The organism is Parvibaculum indicum, assembly GCF_011762095.1.
Lineage (GTDB): Bacteria > Pseudomonadota > Alphaproteobacteria > Parvibaculales > Parvibaculaceae > Parvibaculum > Parvibaculum indicum.
In genome coordinates, this window is the sequence record NZ_JAASQO010000004.1 from 189,908 (window position 1) to 214,023 (window position 24,116).

General features: G+C 64.1%; 25 protein-coding genes. 14 read left to right on the forward strand and 11 right to left on the reverse strand.

What is annotated here, in order from left to right; genetic code table 11:
- Nucleotides 1-30: 30 nt before the first annotated feature.
- Nucleotides 31-603: a hypothetical protein gene (locus tag FHS78_RS19340; protein ID WP_246220388.1), complete on the reverse strand. Its 573-nt coding sequence runs from the start codon at nucleotides 601-603 to the stop codon at nucleotides 31-33.
- On the opposite strand from FHS78_RS19340, the gene FHS78_RS06910 reads away from it, so the two are divergent.
- From FHS78_RS06910 to FHS78_RS06920, 3 genes are read left to right on the forward strand one after another with little or no spacing between them, the layout of a single operon-like run.
- Nucleotides 566-2,107 carry a DNA polymerase Y family protein gene (locus FHS78_RS06910; protein ID WP_246220384.1) on the forward strand — a complete coding sequence of 514 codons (1,542 nt, stop codon included), beginning with the start codon at nucleotides 566-568 and terminating at the stop codon, nucleotides 2,105-2,107. The genes FHS78_RS19340 and FHS78_RS06910 overlap by 38 nt on opposite strands.
- On the forward strand, nucleotides 2,104-2,580 hold the full coding sequence (locus FHS78_RS06915; protein WP_167092306.1) for an endonuclease domain-containing protein: 477 nt from the start codon (nucleotides 2,104-2,106) through the stop codon (nucleotides 2,578-2,580). The genes FHS78_RS06910 and FHS78_RS06915 overlap by 4 nt, the downstream gene beginning before the upstream one ends.
- Nucleotides 2,577-5,774, forward strand: a complete 3,198-nt coding sequence (locus FHS78_RS06920; RefSeq protein WP_167092309.1) for an error-prone DNA polymerase — start codon at nucleotides 2,577-2,579, stop codon at nucleotides 5,772-5,774. The genes FHS78_RS06915 and FHS78_RS06920 overlap by 4 nt, the downstream gene beginning before the upstream one ends.
- Before the next feature lie 6 nt (nucleotides 5,775-5,780).
- On the opposite strand, the gene FHS78_RS06925 is transcribed toward FHS78_RS06920, so the two are convergent.
- The 3 genes from FHS78_RS06925 to FHS78_RS06935 all read right to left on the reverse strand — a co-directional run bounded on the left by FHS78_RS06925 (nucleotide 5,781) and on the right by FHS78_RS06935 (nucleotide 6,989).
- Nucleotides 5,781-5,978, reverse strand: a complete 198-nt coding sequence (locus tag FHS78_RS06925) for a hypothetical protein (protein WP_167092312.1) — start codon at nucleotides 5,976-5,978, stop codon at nucleotides 5,781-5,783.
- A gap of 22 nt (nucleotides 5,979-6,000) precedes the next feature.
- A complete protein-coding gene (locus FHS78_RS06930) occupies nucleotides 6,001-6,321 on the reverse strand; it encodes a LuxR C-terminal-related transcriptional regulator (protein WP_167092315.1) in 321 nt (106 codons plus the stop codon).
- A gap of 227 nt (nucleotides 6,322-6,548) precedes the next feature.
- Complete coding sequence (locus tag FHS78_RS06935) at nucleotides 6,549-6,989, reverse strand: hypothetical protein (RefSeq protein ID WP_167092318.1); 441 nt, start codon at nucleotides 6,987-6,989, stop codon at nucleotides 6,549-6,551.
- Between the two features lie 125 nt (nucleotides 6,990-7,114).
- Here FHS78_RS06935 and FHS78_RS06940 point away from each other — a divergent pair, with 125 nt between their 5' ends.
- Genes FHS78_RS06940 through FHS78_RS06950 form a run of 3 tightly spaced genes read left to right on the forward strand, consistent with a single transcriptional unit; the run spans nucleotide 7,115 to nucleotide 10,101 of the window.
- Nucleotides 7,115-8,131 (forward strand): efflux RND transporter periplasmic adaptor subunit, encoded by a 1,017-nt coding sequence (locus tag FHS78_RS06940; protein WP_167092321.1) that lies wholly within the window; start codon nucleotides 7,115-7,117, stop codon nucleotides 8,129-8,131.
- A 6-nt stretch (nucleotides 8,132-8,137) separates the two neighbouring features.
- A complete protein-coding gene (locus FHS78_RS06945; RefSeq protein WP_167092324.1) occupies nucleotides 8,138-9,388 on the forward strand; it encodes an ABC transporter permease in 1,251 nt (416 codons plus the stop codon).
- Nucleotides 9,385-10,101 carry an ABC transporter ATP-binding protein gene (locus tag FHS78_RS06950; protein ID WP_167092327.1) on the forward strand — a complete coding sequence of 239 codons (717 nt, stop codon included), beginning with the start codon at nucleotides 9,385-9,387 and terminating at the stop codon, nucleotides 10,099-10,101. The genes FHS78_RS06945 and FHS78_RS06950 overlap by 4 nt, the downstream gene beginning before the upstream one ends.
- Before the next feature lie 26 nt (nucleotides 10,102-10,127).
- Here FHS78_RS06950 and FHS78_RS06955 read toward each other — a convergent pair whose 3' ends face one another.
- On the reverse strand, nucleotides 10,128-10,811 hold the full coding sequence (locus FHS78_RS06955; RefSeq protein ID WP_167092330.1) for a TetR/AcrR family transcriptional regulator: 684 nt from the start codon (nucleotides 10,809-10,811) through the stop codon (nucleotides 10,128-10,130).
- Between the two features lie 178 nt (nucleotides 10,812-10,989).
- Between FHS78_RS06955 and FHS78_RS06960 the strand changes: the two genes are divergently transcribed.
- From FHS78_RS06960 to FHS78_RS06975, 4 genes are all read left to right on the forward strand, one after another.
- Nucleotides 10,990-11,562, forward strand: coding sequence for a cupin domain-containing protein (locus tag FHS78_RS06960; protein WP_167092333.1), 573 nt, complete (start codon nucleotides 10,990-10,992; stop codon nucleotides 11,560-11,562).
- 80 nt (nucleotides 11,563-11,642) lie between these two features.
- Complete coding sequence (locus FHS78_RS06965; protein ID WP_167092336.1) at nucleotides 11,643-12,458, forward strand: phytanoyl-CoA dioxygenase family protein; 816 nt, start codon at nucleotides 11,643-11,645, stop codon at nucleotides 12,456-12,458.
- 27 nt (nucleotides 12,459-12,485) lie between these two features.
- On the forward strand, nucleotides 12,486-12,878 hold the full coding sequence (locus FHS78_RS06970) for a nuclear transport factor 2 family protein (RefSeq protein WP_167092339.1): 393 nt from the start codon (nucleotides 12,486-12,488) through the stop codon (nucleotides 12,876-12,878).
- Between the two features lie 14 nt (nucleotides 12,879-12,892).
- Nucleotides 12,893-13,660 carry a phytanoyl-CoA dioxygenase family protein gene (locus FHS78_RS06975; RefSeq protein ID WP_167092342.1) on the forward strand — a complete coding sequence of 256 codons (768 nt, stop codon included), beginning with the start codon at nucleotides 12,893-12,895 and terminating at the stop codon, nucleotides 13,658-13,660.
- Here the strand turns inward: FHS78_RS06975 and FHS78_RS06980 are convergent.
- The 3 genes from FHS78_RS06980 to FHS78_RS06990 form a co-directional block, all read right to left on the reverse strand.
- Entirely contained in the window at nucleotides 13,651-14,271 is a 621-nt protein-coding gene (locus tag FHS78_RS06980) for a class I SAM-dependent methyltransferase (RefSeq protein ID WP_167092665.1), read from the reverse strand. The genes FHS78_RS06975 and FHS78_RS06980 overlap by 10 nt on opposite strands.
- A gap of 59 nt (nucleotides 14,272-14,330) precedes the next feature.
- Nucleotides 14,331-14,792, reverse strand: coding sequence for an Rrf2 family transcriptional regulator (locus FHS78_RS06985; RefSeq protein ID WP_167092345.1), 462 nt, complete (start codon nucleotides 14,790-14,792; stop codon nucleotides 14,331-14,333).
- Nucleotides 14,793-15,243: 451 nt separating this feature from the next.
- The gene (locus FHS78_RS06990) at nucleotides 15,244-16,419 is read right to left on the reverse strand and encodes a vWA domain-containing protein (RefSeq protein WP_167092347.1); all 1,176 of its coding nucleotides are present in this window, start codon (nucleotides 16,417-16,419) and stop codon (nucleotides 15,244-15,246) included.
- Nucleotides 16,420-16,538: 119 nt separating this feature from the next.
- On the opposite strand from FHS78_RS06990, the gene FHS78_RS06995 reads away from it, so the two are divergent.
- On the forward strand, nucleotides 16,539-17,042 hold the full coding sequence (locus FHS78_RS06995; protein ID WP_167092350.1) for a lysozyme inhibitor LprI family protein: 504 nt from the start codon (nucleotides 16,539-16,541) through the stop codon (nucleotides 17,040-17,042).
- 220 nt (nucleotides 17,043-17,262) lie between these two features.
- Here the strand turns inward: FHS78_RS06995 and FHS78_RS07000 are convergent, their stop codons facing one another.
- On the reverse strand, nucleotides 17,263-18,108 hold the full coding sequence (locus FHS78_RS07000) for an AAA family ATPase (protein ID WP_167092353.1): 846 nt from the start codon (nucleotides 18,106-18,108) through the stop codon (nucleotides 17,263-17,265).
- A gap of 304 nt (nucleotides 18,109-18,412) precedes the next feature.
- Here FHS78_RS07000 and FHS78_RS07005 point away from each other — a divergent pair, with 304 nt between their 5' ends.
- From FHS78_RS07005 to FHS78_RS07015, 3 genes are read left to right on the forward strand one after another with little or no spacing between them, the layout of a single operon-like run.
- Nucleotides 18,413-19,768 carry a flagellar hook protein FlgE gene (locus FHS78_RS07005; protein WP_167092356.1) on the forward strand — a complete coding sequence of 452 codons (1,356 nt, stop codon included), beginning with the start codon at nucleotides 18,413-18,415 and terminating at the stop codon, nucleotides 19,766-19,768.
- Nucleotides 19,769-19,808: 40 nt separating this feature from the next.
- Complete coding sequence (flgK, locus tag FHS78_RS07010; protein WP_167092359.1) at nucleotides 19,809-21,680, forward strand: flagellar hook-associated protein FlgK; 1,872 nt, start codon at nucleotides 19,809-19,811, stop codon at nucleotides 21,678-21,680.
- A gap of 5 nt (nucleotides 21,681-21,685) precedes the next feature.
- Nucleotides 21,686-23,176: a flagellin N-terminal helical domain-containing protein gene (locus FHS78_RS07015; protein ID WP_167092362.1), complete on the forward strand. Its 1,491-nt coding sequence runs from the start codon at nucleotides 21,686-21,688 to the stop codon at nucleotides 23,174-23,176.
- A gap of 78 nt (nucleotides 23,177-23,254) precedes the next feature.
- Here FHS78_RS07015 and flaF read toward each other — a convergent pair whose 3' ends face one another.
- On the reverse strand, nucleotides 23,255-23,635 hold the full coding sequence (gene flaF, locus FHS78_RS07020; RefSeq protein WP_167092365.1) for a flagellar biosynthesis regulator FlaF: 381 nt from the start codon (nucleotides 23,633-23,635) through the stop codon (nucleotides 23,255-23,257).
- On the reverse strand, nucleotides 23,619-24,011 hold the full coding sequence (gene flbT, locus FHS78_RS07025; protein ID WP_167092368.1) for a flagellar biosynthesis repressor FlbT: 393 nt from the start codon (nucleotides 24,009-24,011) through the stop codon (nucleotides 23,619-23,621). The genes flaF and flbT overlap by 17 nt, the downstream gene beginning before the upstream one ends.
- Nucleotides 24,012-24,116: the final 105 nt, after the last annotated feature.

Genomic DNA, 24,116 nt, shown 5'->3' on the forward strand with positions numbered 1-24,116 from the left:
CCTCACCTAACTCATTACCAAGGGCGCATTCTAAAGGCCGATGCCGACGCCGAGACCGAAGCCGAAATGCGGGTTGTCGTTCATTTCCCGGCGGGCCCGGATTTCCCGCATCTTCAGAATGCAATTGCCGAATTCCTCGGAGCCTTCCTTGAAGCCGAGTTCCTTGCAGTGCTGCCGGTCCTCCAGTCTTTGCTGGGCTTGCTGCTCTTCCGTGCTGGTGCATGACGCAAGCCCCATCGCCGGGATGGCGAGAAAGGTCAGGAGGGCGGGAATACGCAAGTTTTTCATCGTGAAGACTCCTGTCAGTGCCTGACCACAGGCTAACCATAAAGATGACGAAAGCGCGGCGATTTTTCCAGCGCCCACCGATTCGACTCGATTCGGAACGGGTCTTGAGTCAGGATATGTTCCTGTTTTGTTCCAAAGCATGCCGATTGCGATGACCGAAAAACGGCGCATAGCCTCAGTTTTTTTGCCGGATTGGCCGATCGAACGCTTTTTGCGGGAAAGGCAGGGCCATGGGGAGACGGTCGCGGCGACCGATGGTCGCGCCGTGTCTCCGGCCATGTCTTCGGAGGGGCCTTTGGCCCTTGCCGCCGCCATTGTTCTTGCTGCGCCGGGGGCAGGGGGCAAGCGGGTGACGGCCTGCAACGGCTCCGCACGGGAGGCGGGGATTGCGCCCGGCCAGCTCGTGCCGGATGCGATGGCGCTTTGCCCCTCTCTCGGGGTTCACGACGCGGCGCCGGAGGCGGACCGGGCGGCGCTTGAAAAGCTGGCGCGCTGGTGCGGGCGCTATACGCCGTGGAGCGTGGCGGACCCGGTCGGTGTGGGAGCGGAGCCCGACGGGCTGCTGCTCGACATCAGCGGCTGCGCGCATCTTTTCGGCGGGGAGGCGGCGCTGCTCGACGAGATGGCGGCGCGGCTCGGCCGGTTCGGCTTCGGACTGCGGGCGGCCATCGCCTCCACGCCGGGGGCGGCCTGGGCGCTGGCCCGATATGGCCGCGAGGCGCCAAGTGTTTTGCCGGCGGGCGAGGAAAAGCGCGCGCTGGCGGGGTTGCCCGTCAGGGGGCTGCGGCTGGACAGGGGCGTGGCCGACGGCTTGTCGCGGCTGGGTCTCAAGCGCATCGGCGATCTTTACGACAAGCCGCGTGCGCCGCTGACGGCGCGGTTCGGGCCGGTGCCGGCGCGGCGGCTCGACGAGGCGCTGGGCCGGGCGCCCGAGCCGATTTCGCCCTCGCTGCCGCATGTGCCGTTTCGCACACGGCTGCATTTCGCCGAGCCGATTGCGCGGCTGGAGCATGTGGAAGAGGCGCTGGCGCGGCTGGCGGGCGATCTTTGCTCGCTGCTGGCCGAGGAGCACAAGGGCGCGCGGCGACTGAGGCTCACGCTTTACCGCGTCGACGGCGAGGTGCGCGAACTTCACGCCGGGACGAGCGCGCCGAGCCATGAGGAGGGGCATCTCGCGCGGCTGTTTCGCGAAAAGCTCGACAAGGCGGGAGACGATTTCGACGCGGGCTTCGGCATCGAGGCGATGAGCCTTGCCTGTCTGGCCGCGGACGATCTCGCGCCGTCGCAGGCGCGGCTGACGGGCGGGGGGCCTCAAGCGCATGATCTCGCCCGGTTGATCGACCGGCTGGGGAACCGGCTGGGGCCGGGGCGCGTGGCGCGGGCGGAGCCCAGGGCGAGCCATATTCCCGAACGCGCGGTTCGCGCCGTGCCTGCCATGCGGGGCGCATCGCCGGCGCTTGCCGGCTGGGCGCGGGAGGCGGCGCATCTGCCGGAGGGGGTGTCGCGGCCGTTGCGGCTTCTGCCCGCGGCGGAGCCGGTGGAGGTGGTGGCCGAAGTGCCGGAAGGGCCGCCGCGCATCTTTCGCTGGCGGCGGATGACCTATCGGGTCGCGCGGGCCGAGGGGCCGGAGCGCATCGCGCCGGAATGGTGGCGGCAAGACAGCGGGCAGGGGGAAAACGGGAAAAAGGATGGGGGGCGCACGCGCGACTATTACCGGGTGGAGGACGGAGACGGGCGGCGCTTCTGGCTCTACCGCGACGGGCTTTACACGCGCGACGAGGAAGAACCGCGCTGGTATCTGCACGGGGTGTTCGGATGAGCGGTTCCCGTTCTCTCAAGCAAGGCCCCCATTCTCTCAAGCAGGACCCCCATCCAAACCTTCCCCCTCGGCGAGGGGGAAGGCTTCCGGGCAGCACGGCCCGGGCGCGGCATCTGCGCCGTAATATGACGAAGGCGGAGCAAGTGCTGTGGCGTCGTTTGCGCATGAAGCAGATGGCAGGCTGGCGCTTTCGCCGTCAGTCGCCCGTGGGCCCCTATGTCGCCGATTTTCTCTGTCTGGATCCGCCTCTCGTCATCGAACTGGATGGCGGCCAGCACGACCGCCGAAAGTCGCATGACGAAAAGCGGACGGCATTTCTGAGCGCCAGGGGCTTTCACGTTCTGCGCTTCTGGAACGGTGAGGTGCTGACGAATATCGACGGTGTGCTGACGGTTATTCGGGAAGAAGGCCGTGCGGTTCTTGCAAGTCCTCCCCCGCTTGCGGGGGAGGATTCAGGTGGGGGTGAGGCGTGAGCGGGTTTGCGGAGCTGGCGGTCACCAGCAATTTCAGTTTTCTGCGCGGCGGGTCGCATGCGGATGAGCTGGTGCTGCGGGCCAAGGCGCTGGGGCTCGACGCGATCGGGGTTGCGGACCGGAACACGCTGGCGGGCGTGGTGCGCGCGCATGCCTCGGCGAAGGCGCATGGGATGCGTCTTCTCGTCGGGGCGCGGCTGGTGCTGGCGGACGGGTTCGAGGCGATTGCCTATCCGCGGGACCGCGCGGCCTATGCGCGGCTGACGAAACTTCTGACGCTGGGCAATCGACGCGCGCCCAAGGGGGAGTGCCATCTCGCGATGGAGGATGTGCGCGCGTATGGGCAAGGCATGTGTTTCATCGCCATGCCGCCTGCGAAGCCGGGTGCGGCGTTCCGGGGCAATCTGCGCGTGCTGGCGGAGGCGTTTGCGGGCGCGGTCTGGCTCGGTGTGTCGCCCGCCTATGCGGGGGATGACGGACGGCGGCAGGCGCGGCTCGCGGCGCTGGCGCGGGAGGCGGGCGTGCCGCTCATGGCGACGAACGACGTGCTTTATCATGTGGCCGAGCGCAAGCCCCTGCAGGATGTGCTCACCTGCATTCGCGAGCATGTGACGCTGGAGGAGGCGGGCTATCTCCTCGAGGCCAATGCGGAGCGCCATCTGAAACCGGCCGACGAGATGCATCGGCTGCTGGCGCATCTGCCGGAGGCGCTGGCAGCACCGGCGGAGATCGTGGCGCGCTGCGGCTTTTCGCTCGACGAACTGGCTTACGAATATCCCGACGACACCTTCTCCGCGACGGAGACGCCGCAGGAACTGCTGGAGCGGCTGACATGGGAGGGCGCGGCGCGGCGCTATCCGGACGGCTATAGCGAAAAGCTCCGGCAGACATTGCGCCATGAACTCCAGCTTATCGGAGAGATGCGCTATGCGCCTTACTTTCTCACCGTCTACGACATCGTGCGTTATGCGCGCGAGCAGAAGATTCTCTGCCAGGGGCGGGGGTCGGCGGCCAATTCCGCGGTCTGCTATTGCCTCGGCATTACCTCGGTGGACCCGACGCAGATCGACCTGTTGTTCGAGCGTTTCGTTTCGCTCGAACGCAAGGAGCCGCCCGATATCGATGTCGATTTCGAGCATGAGCGCCGCGAAGAGGTGATCCAGTACATCTACGAAAAATACGGGCGCCAGCGCGCGGGGCTGGCGGCGACCGTCATCACCTATCGGTCGCGCAGCGCGGTGCGCGAGGTCGGCAAGGCGTTCGGCCTGTCGGAGGACGTGGTGGCGGCGCTGGCGAAGTCCGGCTGGGGGTCGGGCTCGAAGCCCGTTTCGCCCGAGCGCGCCTCCGAGGCCGGGCTCGACCCGACCGATGCGCGGCTGCGGCAGGTGCTGGCGCTGTCGGGCGAGCTGATCGGCTTTCCGCGACACCTGTCGCAGCATGTGGGCGGGTTCGTCATCACGCGCGGCGCGCTCGACGAGGTGGTGCCGATCCAGAACGCGGCGATGGAGGACCGCACCATCGTCGAATGGGACAAGGACGATCTCGATACGCTCGGTATGCTGAAGATCGACGTGCTGGCGCTGGGGATGCTGAGCTGCATCCGCCGGGCCTTCGCGCTGCTCGATACGCATTACGGCGTGAAGATGGGGCTCGCGGACGTGCCGCAGGACGATGAGCGCGTCTACGACATGCTGTGCGAGGCGGATTCCGTGGGCGTCTTCCAGGTGGAAAGCCGGGCGCAGATGACGATGTTGCCGCGGCTGCGCCCGCGAAAGTTCTACGACCTGGTGGTGGAGGTCGCCATCGTCCGGCCCGGGCCCATTCAGGGCGATATGGTGCATCCCTATCTGAGACGGCGGCACGGGAAGGAGCCGGTCGAGTTTCCATCCGACGCGCTGCGCGAGGTGCTGGGCAAGACCTATGGGGTGCCGCTGTTTCAGGAACAGGCGATGAAGATGGCCATTGTCGCGGCAGGGTTCAGCCCGCAGGAGGCCGACCTGCTGCGCCGGGCCATGGCGACGTTCCGCAAGACGGGCACGATCGGCCATTACCGGGAGAAGTTCATCGCCGGCATGGAGGCGAACGGTTACGAGACCGATTTCGCCGAGCGCTGTTTCAAGCAGATCGAGGGCTTTGCCGATTACGGCTTTCCCGAAAGCCATGCGGCGAGTTTCGCGCTGCTCGCCTATGTGTCGGCCTGGCTCAAATGCTACTACCCGGATGTGTTCTGCGCGGCGATCCTGAATTCGCAGCCCATGGGCTTTTACGCCCCGGCGCAGCTCGTGCGCGATGCACGCGAACACGGCGCGGAAGTGCGCGCGGTCGATGTGAATTTCAGCGACTGGGATTGCACGCTGGAACCGCTCGACAAGGCCGGAGAGGGGAAGCTGCCGGGAAACCGCTGCGCCGTCCGGCTGGGCCTCAGACAAGTGAAGGGGTTTCATACGCATGACGGCGAAACCGTCGAGGATGCGCGCGGGCGGGGCTTCGACAGCGTGCGCCATATGTGGCTTGCCACGGGGCTGGCGCCGCGCGTGGTGGAGCGGCTGGCGGATGCGGATGCCTTCCGCTCTCTCGGGCTCGACAGGCGCGCCGCGCTCTGGGCCGTGCGCGGGCTCGGCGGATATGGGGGCGGGCAGAATGGCAAGATGCCCGCCGCGCTGCCGCTTTTCGCCGCGATGGAGGAAGGCGGTTTACAGACAGAAGAAGAGACGGCGTTGCCGCCCATGCCGCTGGGCGAGCATGTCGCGCTCGATTATTCGACGCTGCGCCTGTCGCTGAAGGCGCATCCGGTTTCGTTCCTGCGGTCGCGCCTTGCCGCGCGGGGCGCGGTGCCGCATGAAAGGCTTCGGCATATCGACGACCGGAAGCGCGTGAGCGTGGCGGGGATCGTGCTGGCGCGGCAACGGCCCGGCACGGCGAGCGGCGTGATCTTCGCGACGCTGGAGGACGAAACGGGGGTCGCCAATCTCGTGATCTGGCCCAGGGTCTTCGAGGCGCATCGCCGGATCGTGCTTACCTCGCGGCTGATGCTGGTGAAGGGCCGCGTGCAGAAAGAGGGGATCGTCATCCATGTGGTGGCGGATGAGATCGTCGACATGACGGATGAGCTGGGGCTGCTTTACGACATGGACGAAGCCGCCGTCAGGGGACGGACGGCGCGGATCATTCCCGGCAGCCGCGATTTCCACTGAACGGCGTCATGCCACCACGGAACTCACCGCGACCCCGAACAGGAAGAAGACGACCGCCGTTCCGATGGATGCATAGGCGAGGGCCCTTATCATCGAGCGTTGCCGGTCTATTTCCAGCGTCAGGGAGTTCAGCAAAGACTCCAGCTCGGCATCGCGCTGGGTCTGTTCTATCAGCACGTGACGCTGATCGTATGCGAGTTCCATATCCACCTCCACCGTCCGGATTCTAGCCTTGCCCGTAATTCTTTCGGGCCTGTGCCCATAGCTTGTGCCCTTCGGCGACAAGATCGATTTGCCGCGACGCGCCCAGTTTTTCGTAAATACGACGACGATGCGTTTTGAGCGTGTTGTGAGAAATGTTCAGCGTTTCGACGATCGATGCCTGACGTTCATTGCCGATCAACCGGATTGCGATTTCCGTTTCCTTGTTCGTGAGTCCGTATCTTTCGCGAAGAAGTTGCGCCAACTCCCTCTCCACACGCGGGGCATCCGGCATTTCTTCGTCGTTCGGGTTTCTGCGTCTGTAAGCAATCACCGTACCTTCCACGATCCCCCACTCTCGAACGTGCCGAAATGGATCAATAAGCCGCCATTCAATCCTTATCCGGATCGACCCAATAAAAAATCACCCTTTTGGGTGTCTATTGTTCGGGGGCAGGCATTTTTGACTATGCGGAAGGGCGCTCGAATTACCCGGATTCGCGCGAAACCCGCACTTTATATGCGCGCGACTAATCAATGACGGCGGGGCGATGGGGGACCCTGCGCCTGCGATTATCTGATCCGGCCGTTATATTTGCCGAAGGCGAGCTCGTTGCTGTTTTTCGGGCGCCATATCTTCTCGACGATCACGCCGGAAAGTTCCGTGACAAGAAAAAGCCCGATGGCCGGTGTGGCGCCCTGATAGAGCGCAAGCAGAATCAGAACCGAGACGGCTAGGCGCCCCAGCGAATCGATCCGCGCATTGTACTCGCTGGGATCGTGAAGCCGGGCGAGCGCCCAGACGACGCCGAGCAGGCCGGTGACGTGGATAAAAAGCATCGAGACCGGGTTCAGAACCGGAAAACCCGTATACCAGCCCAATGCGTAATCCAGCCGATAGAGGAGCGTGATCGCCCATTCGCCGACAAAGGGGATGGCGAGAGGCAGGGTGATTGCGAGATCGAGCCAGGCAAAGGCCCGTGTCAGCTTTCGCCGCAGGGGCGGTTCCTTCATTTTTTCCATGTCCTTATTGCGGCCGCCAATGCGACGATAGGTCAACCCCCGGCGGCCCGGATGACAGCCGTTTCTGATATAAGAAGCGCCGCGGGGTATGAGGTGTCACGAGAGCGGGTTGCGGAATGTCGGGGAAATTCCTCTGGGTCGGTGGTCTGATAGCGCTGGGCGTTCTTGCGGCAGGGCTTTTCTGGATTCTCGGGCCGGCAAGTGTACAGACGGTAAAGCCGCATCGCGGCGAGGCGGTGGAAGCGGTTTACGCGACGGGGACGGTGGAATCCGTCCGCCATGCCTATGTCGGCTCGAAGATCGCGGGCCGTGTGACCGACGTTCCGGCGCGCGAGGGCGAAAAGGTGGGCAAGGGCCAGGTGCTTGCCGTTCTCGATGCCCGCGAGGCGATTTCCCAGCTTCAGGAAGCGCGGGCGCGGCTCGATCTTGCCCGTTCCGATCTTTCGCGCGCGCAGCGCCTCTTCAAGGCGGGGCACGTGTCCAAAGCGGCGCTCGACCAGGCGGTCAGCGCATCGCAGGCCGCCGAAAGCGCCGTGGAAGGCGCCAAGGCCCGGCTCGACGAGCATTTCATTCTGGCGCCCTTCACCGGCGAGGTGATGCGCTCTGTGCAGCAGATCAAGCCGGGCGACATGGTGGGAGGCAACCAGAATCTTTTCCTGATCGGCGATCCTTCGGCGCTGGAAATCAACGCCGAGGTCGATGAGGAGGACATTCCGCGCATCGAGCCGGGGCAGACCGCGCTCATTCGCGCCGATGCGTTTTCCGGCCGGGCGCTGACGGGCACGGTGAACCGGATCACGCCGCATGGCGACCCGGTGGCGCGGACCTATCGCGTCTATCTCACCTTGCCGGCCGATACGCCGCTTCTTTCGGGCATGACGACGGAAATCAATATCGTGGTGACGGAGCGCAAGGATGCGCTGCTCGTGCCTGTTTCGGCGGTATCGGGACAGGGCGTCTGGGTGGTGCGCGACGGGGAGGCCCGTCTCGCGGAGGTGACGCTGGGGACGGTCGGCGCGGATATGGCGGAAATCAGGAGCGGTCTCGATGAGACGGCGCGGGTTATCGCGAACCCGCCTTCCGGGCTGGCGGAGGGGCAGCGCGTTCGCGCCGCGCCGGCGGAAAAGGACTAGCGCCCCATGTTCTGGCGAGTGGCCTTTTCCATCGCGGCCTCGCAGCTGACCCATCGGCGGCGGCAAACGGTGGTGTCGGTGCTGGGGGTGGCGCTCGGCGTCGGCTTCTTCATCGGCGTTTCCAGCATCATGTCGGGTTCGGAAAAGGATTTCGTGGACCGGCTGGTGAACAGCGCGCCGCATATCACCGTCAAGGACGAGTTTCGCGACCCGGCGAAGCAGCCCGTCTTCATCCGCTTTCCCAAGGCGGCGGTGAAGCTGGAAAACGTCAAGCCGCGGGAATATCTGCGCGGCATCAAGAACTATGGCGAGAAGGTCGACGAGCTGTCGCAGCGCCCCGGCTATGTCGCGGAGGCCGCGCTGACGGGACAGGCCATCGTGCGGTATGCGAACAAGGATATGAGCGCCTCGCTGATCGGTATCGATCCGGAGAAGGAGAAGCTGCTGACGCGGGTCGCGGAGGATATGCGCGAAGGACGCCTGGAGCGCCTGCGCACGGCGTCCGACGGCATCGTGATCGGATCTGGCATGTCGACGCGGCTGAGCCTGAAGCTCGGCGACCTGGCGAGCGTCGTGTCGCCGGCGGGGCAGGTGAAGCGGATGAAGGTGGTGGGCATCTTCCACACCGGCAATCTGATGCTCGATTACGGGCAGATCTACATGCTGCTCAAGGATGCGCAGGTGCTGCTCGACAAGCCCTTCATCGCCAACCAGCTTCGCATCAAGGTGCCCGATCCCAATGCCGCCGAGGGCATCGCCGCGGCGCTGGAAGCGCGCTGGGGCTATCGCTCGGAAAGCTGGCAGGAAGTGAACCGCGACATTCTCGGTCTCTTCATCATCCGTAACGCGATCATGTATTCCATCGTGTCGGCCATCATGATCGTGGCCTCGTTCGGCATCTTCAACATCATCTCGACGGTGGTGCTGGAGAAGCGCCGCGACATTGCGATCCTGATGTCGATGGGATTCCGGGAGGCCGATATTCAGTACATCTTCCTCATGCAGGGCTTCATCGTCGGCGTGCTCGGCATGTTGATGGGCTGGGCCATCGGCTGGGGCATTCTCGCCATTCTGGGGCAGGTGGAATTCACCGTGCCGGGCATGGCGGACCGGCAGGGCTTCGTGCTCGACAAGAGCTTCCAGCAATGGGCAATCGGCGGCGTCTTCTCGCTGGTGGCGGCGATCGGCGCGGCCTGGATCCCGGCGCGCAAGGCCTCGCAGGTGCATCCCGTCGATATTATCCGGGGGGCGGTATGACGGGCGCGGCGCGGCCGGAAGAGGGCGTGCTTGTCGAGGCGCGCCATGTGACGCGCATTCTCGACCTCGCCGTGCCGGTGCGGCTGGTGCACGATATCGAGCTGAAAGTGGAGAGCGGCGAGTTCGTGACGATCACCGGGCCGTCGGGCTCCGGCAAGTCCTCGCTGCTCTACCTGCTGGGGCTGCTGGACGTGCCGAGCGAGGGCGAGGTGCTGATCGGCGGCAAAACGACGGCGGGGCTTTCGTCGAACGAGCTGGCGGCGCTCCGGCTTTCGCGGCTCGGTTTCGTTTTCCAGTTTCATTTCCTGTTGCCGGAGTTCAGCGTGCTGCACAATGTGATGCTGCCGATGCAGCGTCTGGGGCGGCTGAGCGAAAGGGAGCTGACGGAGCGCGGGATGGCGCTTCTCGACCGATTGGGGATCGCCGACCAGGCGGAGAAGATGCCCGACCAGCTTTCGGGCGGCCAGCGCCAGCGCGTGGCGATCGCGCGCTCGCTCGGCAACGATCCGCATATCATTCTGGCCGACGAGCCGACGGGCAATCTCGACACGAAGAACAGCGAGGTGGTGCGCGACATCTTCCGCCGTCTGGCGGAGGAGGAGGGGCGCACCATCATCGCGGTCACGCATGAGCCCGCCTTCGCGGAAGCGGCCATGCGCAACGTGCATCTGGTGGATGGCGAGATCGTGTCGGATACGCGGCATCCGGATTGAGGCGTCCGAATGAGGGCGAGAGACGATCAGCGCGCGGGCGTCCTGCTTTTGGTTTTTTTCGTCGCGGCCCGCATTTCCGCCTTTACCAGCTTTTGCGCTTTCGGCGTGGCGAAGGTCATGAGGGCGACGGCGAAGCCGTAGCGCGCATTGCTTTCCAGCCGGTCGAGCGAGATGAGGCCGGCCACCCAGTCCGCCAGAGAGCCCATTATGATATGGGCGAGCAGGAGACCGAGGCGACGGGCATCGGTGTCCGGCACGAGGAAGCCGTCATCGATGGCGGCGCCGACGAGATTTTCCCAGAAGGCCTGACGGGAGCCGCGCACGACGGTGAGAAGCTCGCTCTCGGCCTCGGTGGGCGCGCGCACGACCATGGCTTCGCGATAGAAGGCGGGGTCGCGGCGATAGAAATCGGCGGCGATGCCGACCGCATCGAAGATCGTGGACAGCGTGTCGGCCGAGTTCGCGTCGGCCACATGCTGCTGGTAGGTCTCGAGGTCGCGGTCATAGACCTTGAGAAGCACGGCGGCCTTGGTGCCGAAGAGGTTGTAGATGGTGGCCGCGCTGACATCGGCGCGCTCCGCGATCATGGCGACCGACACGGAATCGAGCTCGAATTCGCGCAGAAGCTCGCAGGCCGCATTCACGATGCGCGCGCGGCGTTCGTCCTTGGCCTGTTCGCGGCGGGATTTCGGTTCGTCTCGATTCTCCATGCCCCTTCCTTCAACCACAGGAAACGCCCTTGTGCCAGCGGGGCGGGCGATTTTGCGATCATGGCCCGGATTCTTCGCGTGTGCAAAAAATTAGAGTGGACACTAAAAATATTTGACGGTGCCCCGGCGACGGGTCTTAAACTGTGTGGCAAATGACGCGGCAAAGGGAGGAAACGTCATGAGCCAGCAGACAGCAGCGAAGACCGACGCACCGGCAATGCAGAAGGCGAAGCGGGCGCGGATGACGATCCACCGCGCGACGGATGCACGGGAAGTGGATTCGGAGTTGATGCCCTATCTGGGCCTCACGCCGGCCGACGAGGCGGGCATCGGGGAGGCCGTGGCCGCGGGCGCGCAGGAAGGCGATTTCGTCAAGCTTCTCTTCGAGAACGAGGAAGCGGGGATGAGCCTCACCTATGCGTGGTTCAAGCCGAACTTCACGCTGCCGCGCCATTCGCACAATGCCGATTGTGCCTATTACGTGATTTCGGGCGAAGTTCATCTTGGTACGGAAGTACTGAAGGCGGGCGACGTCTTCTACGTGCCTTGCGACCATGCCTACACTTACGTGGCGGGGCCGGACGGCGTGGAAGTGATGGAGTTCCGTACCTCTTCGAGTTTTCATATCAACTTCACGGGCAATTCGGCGGCGTTCTGGTCGCGGCTTGCCAAGGTGAGTGCCGAAAACCGGGACGCGTGGTCGAAGGTGGAGCCGCCTCTTGCCGCGCGGCGCATGATGGAGAAGGCCTGATCCGGCCGGGCACGGGAGGGCCCGCCGGACAGACAGGCCGGGAATAGACAGGCCGGGATACCGGTCGCAGGGAGGAGAGAATGGCGGTAGCCGACATGGAGGCGGCGCCCGCCGCCTTGCCGTCGCCGACGCGCGACCTGGCGCAGGCGGAGCGCGATATCGAGGAATACGGGCTGGCGATCGTTCCGGACGCACTCGATCCGGAAATGCTGAAGCGCGTGCGCGATGCGCTCTACCGGGCGGCGGAGGCCGACCGGGCGCGGGGGCGGGAACAGAAATTCTCGCTCGACTACGAACAGGATTCGACCAATCAGCGCGTCTGGAACGTGCTGAGCCGGGATCCGGTATTCGCCGACCTCGTGGAGCATCCGGCCGCGCTGCGCCTACTCAAATCCGTGCTGGACTGGCCGATGCTGCTCGGCAACATCTCGGCCAATATCACGGGGCCGGGCGGGGGCGAGATGGTGCTTCATGCCGATCAGATCTTCGTGCCGACGCCCTGGCCGGACGAGCCGCAGGGGGCGAATGCGGCGTGGTGCCTCGACGATTTCACCGACGAGAACGGGGCGACGCGCATCGTGCCGGGGAGCCATAAATGGCATCGCCCGCCGCGGGAGGACGAAGCGAATATCGACACGGTGCCGATGGAGGCGCCGGCGGGATCGATGATCGTTTTCGAAAGCCGGCTCTGGCACAAGACGGGCTTCAACCGCACGAAGGACCAGCATCGCGCGGGCATTTTCGGCTGGTACACCAAGCCGATCTATCGCCAGCAGGAGAACTGGTACCTGTCGCTCGACCCGAGCGTGCGCCAGTTCGCGTCCGACGACATGCTGGTGCTGCTCGGCTATCGCACGGAAGGGCTCGGGCTCGTCAACGGCGCATCGCCCGACTGACGGCCGGAACGAAGGAAAGCGGAAAGAATGGCTCAGACGGACATGACGAGCGCGACGGATGAGATCGCGGCGCTGGCGAAGCGGTTCTTCGCAGGGCTTGAAGCCGGCGACAAGAACGCGGTCGGCATGTGCTACGCGGACGATGCGGAGATCTGGCACAACACGGACGGCATCGTGCAGAGCAAGGCCGACAATCTCGGCGTGCTGGACGGGTTCTTCGCGGCGGTGACGGAGCGGCGCTATGCGGATGCGCGGCTCGACGTCTTCGAGGACGGCTTCGTGCAGCAGCACCGGCTGCTCGGCAATCTGCCGAACGGCAGGACGCTGGACTGGCCGGCCTGCATCGTCTGCCGCGTCAGGGAGGGAAAGATCGTCCGGCTTGACGAATATTTCGACTCCGCCGGCGCGCCGTCGCTATGACCGGAGGGAGCGTCATGGATATCAGACAGAAGAAGGCGCAGCTCGACAAGGAGGGCTATTGCGTCATTCCCGACGTGCTCGATGCGGAAACCGTCGAGACGGTGCGGGCGAAACTCTGGGGCGCGGCGGAGAAGAGCGAAAAGCGCGGCGTGCCGACGCGCAATATCGGGCTCGATCCGAACGAGCATAATGTGCGCGTGTTCAACCTCATCGATCTCGATCCCGTTTTCATCGATCTGATCCGGCATCCGCTTGCGACGGATATCGTGTCGCATCTGCTGGGCGGGAGTTTCCTGATCTCGAACTTCACCGCGAATATCGCGCTGCCGGGATCGAAATCCATGGCGCTGCATTCCGATCAGGGGATCGTGGTGCCGGAGCCCTGGTTCCAGCCCTGGTCGATCAACATCATCTGGTGTCTCAACGACGTGCGGGCCGAGAACGGCGCGACGCGATTTATCCCCGGCAGCCAGACGGTGGCATGGCGCAAGGATCTTCCTAAAGATGCGCGGGAGCGGCTGGTGCCGTTCGAGGCGAAGGCCGGGTCGATCATCGCGATGGACGGGCGCGTGTGGCACACATCCGGCGCAAACGTGACGGAGGACGAGGAGCGGGCGCTGCTCTTCGGCTATTACTCGAAAAGCTTCATCCGCCCGCAGCAGAACTGGAACGCGGCGCTGTCGCCCGAGACGATCGCGGGGCTCGACGAAGAGATGCAGGAAAGACTCGGACTCGGCGCGGCGGCGAATGTGGAACTCGGCCGGCCGCTCGTTCAGGCGTAGGCGACCCAGCCTCGCCAGGTGAAGGCGGCGTAGAACTGGCTGACATCGGAGAAACCGGCGGCGCGGAAAATTGCCTCGTCGTCTTCCGGTGCGATGGCCGGCAGGGTGGCATCGACGGCGGCGCGGGCGTTTTCGGCTATGGCGGGCTCGATGCCGGAGGCGACGGCGAAGGCCGCATAGCGCGACAGCCAGAGCGGTCGTTCCGTAGTGCTTTGCGGAAAGCTCGCATGGGCCGCCACGAAAGGTGCGCCGGGGACGAGGCGGCGGTGGATTTCCGCCACGGTGCGTTTGCGTTCCTCACGTTCGAGAAAATGCAGGGTCAGGAGGCATGCTGCAGCATCGAAAGGGCCTTCCGGCGCATCGTCGATGTAGCCTTCATGCAGCGTTACGCGCTTGGCGAGCGGGCCGAGGGTGCGGCTTGCGAGTTTCAGCATTTCCGGGGCGGGGTCCACGCCGTCGAAGGTCCAGCCGGGTTGGGCTTCGGCAAGGGCTTTCAGCTCCATGCCGCCGCCGGCGCCGAGGACCAGAATGCGCGCGTCTTGCGGGGCGCGTTCGGCCAGCAGGATCGCCGTCATGCGGTGCATATCCGCAAGGCCGGGCACGAAGCGCATGGGGCCGTCGGTATAGCGCGCCACGGCTTGCGGGTCGTCGAAGGATTTCAGGAACTGGTTCACGGCGCGGTTTTTCCTTCCAGGCAGAGATGCGCGGGGCCGCGGGTTGCGGCGTGCACGCGCGATTGCAGGGCGGCCAGCGAGACTTCGCCGAAACGGGCCAGGAGCAGGGCTTCGGCATCCCGAAACGCGCCGTCCAGCGTTTCGTTGACGGCCTGCTCGATGAGGCAGTCCGGGTTTTGCGTGCGATGGGTGAGGGAGAGCAGGGGGCCGGCACCGAGCGCGAGATAGACGTCGCGCAGCGTCAGCTCCGCCAGAGGGCGGGAGAGGGTCCAGCCGCCGTGATGTCCTTTCCTCGACTGCACGATGCCGCGTTCGCGAAGGCCGCCCATCAGGCGGCGGATCACGACGGCATTGGTGTTCATCGCCGAGGCAAGCCGCTCGGAGGTGACGGGCTCGTTCATTTCCGCCATGTGCAGCAGGAGATGAAGGGCGAGGGACAATTGGCTGTTGGTTCTCATGTAACTTTTATAGTTACATGATTGGGCGTAATCAAGCGCTACTCTGAGGAGCGGTTTCAGGGCGGGAGGAGAATAACGCCGCGCGGCTGACCATCCCGAGCGCGGGGTTTGCTACCAAAGTGACAAACGGAAACGGTAAATTGTAAGGGTGCGAGTGCCGATCAGGAGCTATCTCGCGTTTTACCCTACGGATTGTAACCGTACCGCACCGTGCTGCGGCGGGCTTTATCCCACAGCTCTAACGCCATTCGCTTCGCCTGTCCGAAGCACGGGGGCTTGTGGTTATCGACCTAAGGTTTTCCCGTTGCGGTTCGTAAGAAGCCAAGTCAGAAGCTTCAAAGCGGACCTCCTTTCACCGCAGTTGGCCAGTAGGGCGAGCGGCTTACAAGATATGGGTCCCAAGGATAGAGTTTTAAACGGATGCCGTAGTGGGAGTTCAGGTCTTTGGCGTTTAGCGGGACAATTCCCGCATGGCGCCGTCGAGGCCTTCCAGCGTCAGCGGGAACATGCGCTCGCCCATGATCTGTTTCACGATCTGGAGGGAGGGCGTGTATTCCCAGTGGCGCTCGGCGACGGGGTTCAGCCAGATGCAGTTCTCGTAGATCTGGTTGACGCGCTCGAGCCAGATACCGCCGGGCTCTTCGTTCCAGTGTTCCACGGAGCCGCCCGCATAGGTGATCTCGTAGGGGCTCATGGTGGCGTCGCCGACGAAGATGACCTTGTAGTCGGACGGGTATTTGTGGAGCACGTCCCAGGTGTCCATCTTCTCGGTATGGCGGCGGCGGTTGTCCTTCCACACGCCTTCGTAAAGGCAGTTGTGGAAGTAGAAATATTCCATGTTCTTGAATTCCGTCCGCGCGGCGGAAAACAGCTCCTCGCAGAGCTTGATATGGCTGTCCATGGAGCCGCCGATATCGAAGAAGAGGAGCACGTTGATCTTGTTGCGGCGCTCCGGGACCATCTTGATGTCGAGATAGCCGTTCTGCGCGGTGGAGCGGATCGTATCGTCGAGATCGAGTTCGGTCGGCGCGCCGTCGCGGGCGAAGCGGCGCAGGCGGCGCAGCGCCACCTTGATGTTGCGCGTGCCGAGTTCGACCTGGTCGTCGAGGTTTTTATATTCGCGCTTGTCCCAGACCTTCACCGCCTTGCCGTGGCGGCCTTCCTTCTGGCCGATGCGCACGCCTTCGGGGTTGTAGCCATTGGCGCCGAAGGGGGAGGTGCCGCCCGTGCCGATCCACTTGTTGCCGCCTTCGTGGCGCTCGTCCTGCTCCTCGAGGCGCTTTTGCAGCTCCTCCATGATCTTTTCCCAGCCGCCCAGCGCCTCGATCTCGGCCTTCTCTTCCTCGGTGAGGAATTTCTCGGTGAGCGAGCGCAGCCATTCTTCCGGGATTTCGGCGAGGTCGGCCTCGCTCATCATGTCCAGCCCCTTGAAGACATGGCTGAAGACGCGGTCGAACTTGTCGAGATTGCGCTCGTCCTTCACCAGCGCGGCGCGGGAGAGGAAATAGAAATCCTCCACATTCTGCTCGATGACCTTGCTGTCCAGCGCTTCAAGCAGGGTGAGGTATTCGCGCAGGCTCACCGGCACGTTGTGGGTGCGGAGTTCCTGGAAGAAATTGACGAACATGGGCCCTCCCGGGGCGGTATTCAGAAATATCGAAGTTGCGCTAATCTAACCCTCATGGCCGCCGGTTTGAAGGGGCGCGGTCGCCGGGAATGGGGGTGGCGGAAATGGGGCGTTTCCTGATGTTTTTGCCGGTTGCGCTGGGGCTGGCCGCAAGCCCGGCCTTTTCGGCGGAAGCCGACGACCAGGCAGCGGCGGCGATCGGCGCCTGTCTGGCCTCCTATGACGCCGCGGCGATGCGGGAAAAGGCCGACGGGGCGCCGCTCAAGGGCGCGACCTCCTATTGCACCGACAAATTCTTCGAGGCCTGCGCGGAAGCGCGGGGCTGGACGCAGGCGGCCATGACCGAGTGCCAGGGCGAGGCCGCCGGATACTGGCAGGCGGAGGTCGGACGCCGGACGGCGGCGGCGAAGGCGCTGGGCTCGTCGGAGATCGACAGATGGCTGGAGGTGTCGGCGGCGAGCTTCGAGACCTATCGGCGCGACCGCTGCGGGCGTTTCGACATGGCCGAGGGCAGCATGTATGCGGCGATCCGGGAAGGCTGCGAGACGGATATGGCGCGCGAGCGGGCGGAAGATCTCGACGATTTCCTGGGGAGCGAGCCGCTCATCATGAAGCCGGAGTAGGGCCCGGTTTTATTTCGGTCCCGTCATGCCGGGCTCGATCCGGCATCCATTCGGCGCGCCTGTGACAAACGAAAGTGCGTATGGACCCCGGGTCGAGCCCGGGGTGACGCCATGGGGGGAGGCTTGAGAGCAAGAGGTCGGCTTCCGGAAAGCGCCCCCTCCCAACCCTCCCCCTAAAGGGGGAGGGCTTTAGAGGCGATGGGCGAACCCGATCTCGCTGCTAGTTCCGTTCGCGCCGCGCAAGGAAGGCGAGGCGTTCGAAGAGGTGGACGTCCTGCTCGTTCTTCAAAAGCGCGCCGTGGAGCGGCGGGATGAGCTTGGACGGGTCCTTCTCGCGCAGCGTTTCCGGCGAGATGTCCTCGGACATGAGAAGCTTCAGCCAGTCGAGAAGTTCCGACGTGGAGGGCTTTTTCTTCAGGCCCGGCACTTCGCGGATCTCGTAGAAGATCGACAGCGCTTCCTTGACGAGCTGGCCCTTCAGGCCCGGGAAGTGGACGTCGATGATGGCCTGCATCGTCTCGTCGTCCGGGAACTTGATGTAGTGGAAGAAGCAGCGGCGCAGGAAGGCGTCCGGCAGTTCCTTCTCGTTGTTGGAAGTGATGATGACGATGGGGCGCTGGGCGGCCTTGATGGTTTCGTTCGTCTCGTAGACGTAGAACTCCATCCGGTCGAGTTCCTGCAGCAGGTCGTTCGGGAATTCGATGTCGGCCTTGTCGATCTCGTCGATCAGCAGGATCGGGCGCTTTTCGCGCTCGAAGGCTTCCCAGAGCTTGCCCTTGGCGATGTAGTTGCGGATGTCGTGCACGCGCTCGTCGCCGAGCTGGCTATCGCGCAGGCGGGACACCGCGTCATATTCGTAAAGGCCCTGATGCGCCTTGGTGGTGGACTTGATGTGCCAGGTGATGAGCTCGGCATCCAGCGCCTTGGCGATTTCCTCGGCCAGCACCGTCTTGCCGGTGCCCGGCTCGCCCTTCACGAGAAGGGGGCGCTCAAGCGTGATCGCGGCATTGACCGCCACGCGAAGGTCTTCGGTGGCGACGTAATTCTTTGTTCCCTCGAACTTCATGCGACTAGTGATCTCCCTCGGCACGATGGATTTTGTTCGGCAATGTCTAAACGCGACGAAACTAGGGCGTCGGCTGCCTGCGTTCAAGGAAAAGCCATAACGCGCCGCCACCGGGGCCGATACCCGGCAAATCCTGCAGGGCGGCGGGCACAGAGTGCCGGGCAAAGGGGGCCGAAGGCGGTGTGTCCGTAGGGTCAAGTGGTTGAAATCAAAGGATTATGAGGTCTGGTCCTGTTCTTGCTCCATGAGGCGCAAGCCAAGTCCCGCGGCAAGAGGTCCGGGACATCAAGCATGGAGACACGCCATGAGTTTCTACGGGTCGATGACCACCGCCGTTACGGGTATCCGGGCGCAGTCCAGCGCGCTGGGCAATATTTCCGACAATATCGCCAATTCGCAGACGACAGGCTTCAAGCGCACGGAAACGAGCTTCGAGGACATCGTGACCGCGTCGAGCAGCCGGAATCACCTGCCGGGCGCGGTGCTGGCCACGCCGAGCTACACCAATACGGTGCAGGGCTCGATCGACGCTTCGTCCACCAAGACCCATATGGCGATCAATGGCAGCGGCTATTTCATCGTGTCTTCCCCGGTCGCCACGGTGGACGGCAGGCCGGTCTATGACGAGGTCGACTACTACACCCGGCGCGGCGACTTCTCGCTCGACAAATACGGCTATCTGACGAACCAGTCGGGCTACTCGCTGCAGGGCCTGATGGTGGACCCGGAAACCGGCAACCCGATCGGCGATACGCCGGACCTGATCCGGATCAGCCGCGACTTCCTCAAGGCGCGGCCCACCGATGTGATCTCCTATGAGGCGAACCTGCCGTCCTATCCGAAGACGGCGGTGGCGGACCCCGATATCGCCAACAGCGAATTGCTGACGCCGGGCGATCTGGGCACGGCGGACCTTTCGGTCGTGCCGGCCAACCAGGAAACCGCCTTCCTCGACCGCAGCCTGTCGGGCGGCGCGGTGACGGCCTATGACACGCTCGGGCAGCCGATCAGCGTTCAGCTTCGCTGGGCGAAGGTGGACAATGAGGCGGGCGGCGGCGACCAGTGGCAGCTCTTCTACAAGAGCGACGACAGCGCGACCGGCGGCGCCGCCAAATGGACCAATGTCGGCCAGGACTACAATTTCACCGACGGCCAGATGGACCCGCCGGTCAATTCCCTCACCGTCACCGGGATGACGGTCAACGGCGTCAATCTGGGCGACGTGACGATCGATCACGGCGCGGCGAGCATCACGCAGTGGGACGAGGGCAACGGCACGGTGACGGTGAACAATCTCGACCAGACCGGCTATCCGTCCGGTTCGCTGGTGGGGATTGCGGTCGCCGAGAACGGCCGTATCACCGGCACCTATTCCAACGGCAAGACGGTGGATCTCGCGGAAGTGTCGCTGGCGAATTTCGGCAATGCGAACGCGCTCAACAAGGTCGACGGCACCGCCTTCGAGGCTACGCAGGAATCCGGCGAGGCTTTCCTGACCCGCGGCGCGGAAGTGGTGGGGTCTTCGCTCGAGGCGTCGAATGTCGATCTGGCGGACGAGTTCGCCAAGCTGATTACGACGCAGCAGGCCTATACGGCGGGCTCGCGCATCATTACCGCCGTCGATCAGCTCACGCAGGAAACGCTGAACATGAAGCGCTAAGGCGCTTCATGCCGGGTCCCCGCATTAAGGGCAACAGGATATGAGCCTCACTCAGGCCCTCAACGCCGCGCGCAGCGGCCTCGCCGCCAGCCAGGCCGGCATCGACGTGACGTCGCGCAATATCGCGAACGCCAACACGGTCGGCTATACGGCCAAATCCGTCGATCAGACCAATCTGATCGTCGCGGGCGAAAGCCGCGGCGTGACGAGGCTGGCCGCGCAGCGCCATGTCGATGCCTTTCTGCAGCAGCAGATCCGGACCGAGAATGCGACGACGTCCGCGCTGACGGCCAAGGCGGACATGCTGACGCGCATCGACCGGATGTTCGGTTCGCCGGACTCCGAAACCTCCATCTCCGCCTCGATCGACAAGCTGGCGGGGCGGCTTTCCGACCTCATCACGAGCCCGGAAGATTCCGCCGCCCGGCTGACCTTTCTCAATCAGGCGCAGCATGTCGCGACAGACCTCAACAGCATGTCCCGGACGGTGCAGGACATGCGGCTGGAGGCGGAGCAGAATATCGCCGACGACGTTGCGCAGGCGAATACGCTGCTGAAGCAGGTCGCCAATCTCAACCAGCAGATTTCGCAGCGCGTGGGCAGTTCGCTTTCCGCCGCCGACCTGCAGGACCAGCGGGACCTGGCGATCAACGAATTGTCGAAGCTCATGGACATCAGGGTCAATGAGCGCGACGACGGCACGGTGACGGTGTTTACCGGCGGCGGACAGTTGCTGCTGGACAAGACGCCCGCGGAACTCAGCTTCGACCAGCACACGCAGATCAACGCCTCGTCCGTCTATGACGCCGATCCGGCCAAGCGCACGGTCGGGACGATCAGTCTCGTTTCCGGGTCGACCAAGATCGACCTGGTGGCGGCGGGGGCGTTCGAGGGCGGGTCCATCGGCGGCTATCTGGAGTTGCGCGACGAGATCCTTCCCGAGGCGCAGGACCAGCTCGACGAGATCGCCAGCCAGCTTGCGCTCTCGCTGTCGCAGGAAAAGGTGGACGGCACGGCCGCGACCAGCGGCGCGGCGAGCGGGTTCGACCTGGATACCGGCGCGCTTCAGGACGGCAATTCGATCAGCCTGACCTATGAGGTCGGCGGGACGAGCCAGACGGTGACGTTCGTGCGGGTGGACGATACGTCCGCGCTGCCGCTTTCCGATACGGATACCGCGCAGACCGGCGACACGGTGGTGGGGATCGACTTCAACCAGCCCATGGCGGATATCGTCGCGGACATGCAGGCCGCGCTGCCCCCCTCGGTGCAGGTGTCGAACCCGTCGGGCAATACGATCCGCATTCTGGACGACGGGGCGGCGGGCACTTCCGACATTACCTCGCTCAGCGCGACGGTGACGCCGACCTCGCCGACCGACAGCGGGACGGGGCTTGCGCTCTTCGTCGACGGCGAGGAGGGCAAGTTCTTCACGAATGCGCAGGGCGCGGTCGACCAGAAGACGGGCTTTGCCGCGCGTATCACGCTCAATCCGGACGTGGTGGAGGACGACAGCCTGCTGGTGACCTATCAGACGGCGGGCGGTACGAACTCGGCGGGCGATTCCACGCGGCCGGTCGATCTCTACAACCGGCTGACGCAGGCGGGGCGGGCGTTTTCGCCGTCCACGGGGATCGGCGGCACGAGTTCTCCCTATACGGGTTCGATCGCTTCCTTTGCGCAGCGCGTCGTCTCCTATCAGTCCACCCAGGCGTCCAACGCGAAGGACGACCTTGCCTCCCAGGAGATCGTGTCGCAATCGCTTCAGGACCGCTTCGACAGCGAGACGGGCGTCAATGTGGATAACGAGCTGTCCAGTCTTCTGGTGCTGCAAAACGCCTATTCGGCAAATGCGCGGGTGATGACCACGGTCTCCCAGCTCTTCGACGTGCTCATGAGCATCGGCAGGTAACGAACATGAATATTTCCACGCTTTCCCAATCGCTTAATCTGCAGACCTCGATCGGCAAGATGCGCTCGGAGTTCACCTCGCTCCAGCAGCAACTGAGCAGCGGTATCGTGTCGGACAGCTATGGCGGGCTGGGGACGGACAAGAACGTCGTTCTGTCGCTGCAGAGCCAGATGCGCAATCTCGGCGCCTATAGCGACACGATCAACCTGACCTCGCTTCGGGTGAAGTCCATGGCGGACTCGCTGACGCGCGTGTCCGACATTGCCGCCAGCCTTCGCCTGACGGGGGCCACCACCGAGTTCGACATGGTGAGCGGGACGCAGAACAGCGGACAGCTTTCGGCGGGCATGAATCTCGACGAGCTGGTCAATCTGCTGAACCTGAATGTCGAGGACCGCTATCTCTTTTCCGGGTCGGCCACGCAGGAAAAGCCGGTGGAGCTGCCCGATACGATGCTCGACGGCGATGCGACCCATGCGGGGCTGAGGCAGCTTGTCGACGAACGCCGCCAGGCGGATATCGGCGCGAACGGGCTCGGGCGCCTGGACGTGACCTCTCCGGCGGCCGACACGGTGACGGTGGACGAGCAGGCGGGGATTTTCGGTTTCAAGATGACCGGCGTGACCTCCGGTCTTTCCGGCGCGACGGCAACGGGCCCGACGGGCGCGCCGGCCTCGATGAGCGTTCAGTTCGGCGCGAGCCAGCCGGTTGCCGGCGAGACCGTCAGCATCGATTTCGACCTGCCGGACGGCACCGCGACGAGCGTGACGCTGACCGCGACGACGGACGATCCGCCCGCGGAGGGGCAATTCACGATCGGTGCGAACGCGGCGGACACGGCGGCGAATTTCCAGGCCTCGCTGACGGCTTCGCTCAAGAGCGAGGCGGCGACGAGCCTGCGCGCGGCCTCCTCGGTGCAGGCGGCCAACGAGTTTTTCGATTTCGATGCGGACAACCCGCCGCAGCGCGTGGACGGACCGCCTTTCGACACGGCGACCGGCTTGCGCGATGCGACGAGCGACGACACGATGTTCTGGTACAAGGGCGATCTGACGCTCGAGCCGGGCGCCAACATGACGGCGGTCATCGACAATGATCGCGTCATCAAATACGGCGCGCAGGCCAACCAGACCTCGCTGCGCGACACGCTGAAGGCGGCGGCGCTGCTGTCGGCGGTGACTTACGACGCATCCGACCCGGATGCGGAGCAGGCCTACAAGGATCTCACGTCGCGCGTTTCGACCATCACCGCGCCGTCGGGCTCGGAGACGGTGGAAGGGGTGGTGACGCAGCTCGGCCTGACGGCATCGACGCTGAAGGAGACGCTGGACAGGAACGAGCAGATGCAGGGCATCGCCTCGGGCGTGCTGGGCGACAAGATGGGGGTCGACGAGTATGAAGTCGGCACCAAGCTCACCATGCTGCAAACGCAGATTCAGGCGAGCTATCAGGTGACTGCGATGCTGTCCCAACTGTCGCTGTCGAATTTCCTCTGATCCGCCGCCGCATGGCGAACGACCAAAAAGGGCCCCATAAGGGGCCCTTTTTTCGATTCCGGGAGGGACGGAAAATGGTTACGGCCTGCCGGAAAGCCCGGCGGCGATGTCGCGATTGATCGAAATGAGCGGATCGAAGAGCTGCGGTTGCGGCTCGCGCTGGGCTTCGATTTCCGCCGTGCGCTTGAAGATGAAGAGGGCCAGATTGGCGATGTTCTGTTTGATCTCGCGGGGGAGGGGGTGTTCCTGCTCCGCCGCCGAGGAGGCGAAGACGGTCCAAATCTGGCGATTGTAGAGAAGCGCATCGTCTTCCCCGCAATAGCCTTCTGTCCAGGAGTCTCTTGCGCGTTGAAGTCTGCCCGCGGCCTTGGTCAGCAATTCCGCTTCGAACGAGCGCGGATCGCCGGATGTCGCCGCCCGGCGGTTTGCCGCGGCATAGGCTTTATGCGCTTGAGACATTCCCCAATAGCTCCCCTTCGTACCCGATCAGCTTGCGAGCTGCCTTGAGAGCTTTATACATTTCGCCGGTTAATATTTTGCTGTTCACGTCGTCGATATAGGCCCGCGTGCTGGGCGCGGCCTCCAGTACCTGCTTGACCAGATCGAAATACATTTCGTGATGCTGGCGCGGGTCCGGCGAGAGATACATCATCTGCACGACGAGATAGATCTTCTTGCAGGGCGTATCCGCCTGGTCGAGCCGCAGAATATCCTTTTCGCGGAGGATGGGCGTCGTTCCCTCGATGAAGAGGCGGGTGCGCTGATCGTCATTGGTGATGACGCTATCGCCCAGAATGAATCGCTCGCCCGGTTTCAATTCCACCTTCAAGGCCATATCGCACCCTCCTTTCTGGGTTGTGCACTGCCCGAATCACCTTTGGCAGTATACGTCTATGGTTTGCCGGCGGAAATCCAGTAAAAAAGACGGGGGCCGAGGCCC

Excerpts from the sequence above, each read along its gene's own strand:
- FHS78_RS06965 (WP_167092336.1), top strand. The coding sequence starts at position 11,643 with ATGGCGGTAGCCGACATGGAGGCGGCGCCCGCCGCCTTGCCGTCGCCG.
- FHS78_RS06915 (WP_167092306.1), top strand. The coding sequence starts at position 2,104 with ATGAGCGGTTCCCGTTCTCTCAAGCAAGGCCCCCATTCTCTCAAGCAG.
- FHS78_RS07015 (WP_167092362.1), top strand. The coding sequence starts at position 21,686 with ATGAATATTTCCACGCTTTCCCAATCGCTTAATCTGCAGACCTCGATC.
- FHS78_RS06980 (WP_167092665.1), bottom strand. The coding sequence starts at position 14,271 with ATGCGCTTCGTGCCCGGCCTTGCGGATATGCACCGCATGACGGCGATC.
- FHS78_RS06945 (WP_167092324.1), top strand. The coding sequence starts at position 8,138 with ATGTTCTGGCGAGTGGCCTTTTCCATCGCGGCCTCGCAGCTGACCCAT.
- FHS78_RS06975 (WP_167092342.1), top strand. The coding sequence starts at position 12,893 with ATGGATATCAGACAGAAGAAGGCGCAGCTCGACAAGGAGGGCTATTGC.
- FHS78_RS06970 (WP_167092339.1), top strand. The coding sequence starts at position 12,486 with ATGGCTCAGACGGACATGACGAGCGCGACGGATGAGATCGCGGCGCTG.
- FHS78_RS06995 (WP_167092350.1), top strand. The coding sequence starts at position 16,539 with ATGTTTTTGCCGGTTGCGCTGGGGCTGGCCGCAAGCCCGGCCTTTTCG.
- flaF (WP_167092365.1), bottom strand. The coding sequence starts at position 23,635 with ATGTCTCAAGCGCATAAAGCCTATGCCGCGGCAAACCGCCGGGCGGCG.
- flgK (WP_167092359.1), top strand. The coding sequence starts at position 19,809 with ATGAGCCTCACTCAGGCCCTCAACGCCGCGCGCAGCGGCCTCGCCGCC.
- FHS78_RS06990 (WP_167092347.1), bottom strand. The coding sequence starts at position 16,419 with ATGTTCGTCAATTTCTTCCAGGAACTCCGCACCCACAACGTGCCGGTG.
- FHS78_RS07005 (WP_167092356.1), top strand. The coding sequence starts at position 18,413 with ATGAGTTTCTACGGGTCGATGACCACCGCCGTTACGGGTATCCGGGCG.
- FHS78_RS07000 (WP_167092353.1), bottom strand. The coding sequence starts at position 18,108 with ATGAAGTTCGAGGGAACAAAGAATTACGTCGCCACCGAAGACCTTCGC.
- flbT (WP_167092368.1), bottom strand. The coding sequence starts at position 24,011 with ATGGCCTTGAAGGTGGAATTGAAACCGGGCGAGCGATTCATTCTGGGC.
- FHS78_RS19340 (WP_246220388.1), bottom strand. The coding sequence starts at position 603 with ATGGCGGCGGCAAGGGCCAAAGGCCCCTCCGAAGACATGGCCGGAGAC.
- FHS78_RS06960 (WP_167092333.1), top strand. The coding sequence starts at position 10,990 with ATGAGCCAGCAGACAGCAGCGAAGACCGACGCACCGGCAATGCAGAAG.
- FHS78_RS06940 (WP_167092321.1), top strand. The coding sequence starts at position 7,115 with ATGTCGGGGAAATTCCTCTGGGTCGGTGGTCTGATAGCGCTGGGCGTT.
- FHS78_RS06925 (WP_167092312.1), bottom strand. The coding sequence starts at position 5,978 with ATGGAACTCGCATACGATCAGCGTCACGTGCTGATAGAACAGACCCAG.
- FHS78_RS06985 (WP_167092345.1), bottom strand. The coding sequence starts at position 14,792 with ATGAGAACCAACAGCCAATTGTCCCTCGCCCTTCATCTCCTGCTGCAC.
- FHS78_RS06935 (WP_167092318.1), bottom strand. The coding sequence starts at position 6,989 with ATGAAGGAACCGCCCCTGCGGCGAAAGCTGACACGGGCCTTTGCCTGG.
- FHS78_RS06910 (WP_246220384.1), top strand. The coding sequence starts at position 566 with ATGTCTTCGGAGGGGCCTTTGGCCCTTGCCGCCGCCATTGTTCTTGCT.
- FHS78_RS06950 (WP_167092327.1), top strand. The coding sequence starts at position 9,385 with ATGACGGGCGCGGCGCGGCCGGAAGAGGGCGTGCTTGTCGAGGCGCGC.
- FHS78_RS06955 (WP_167092330.1), bottom strand. The coding sequence starts at position 10,811 with ATGGAGAATCGAGACGAACCGAAATCCCGCCGCGAACAGGCCAAGGAC.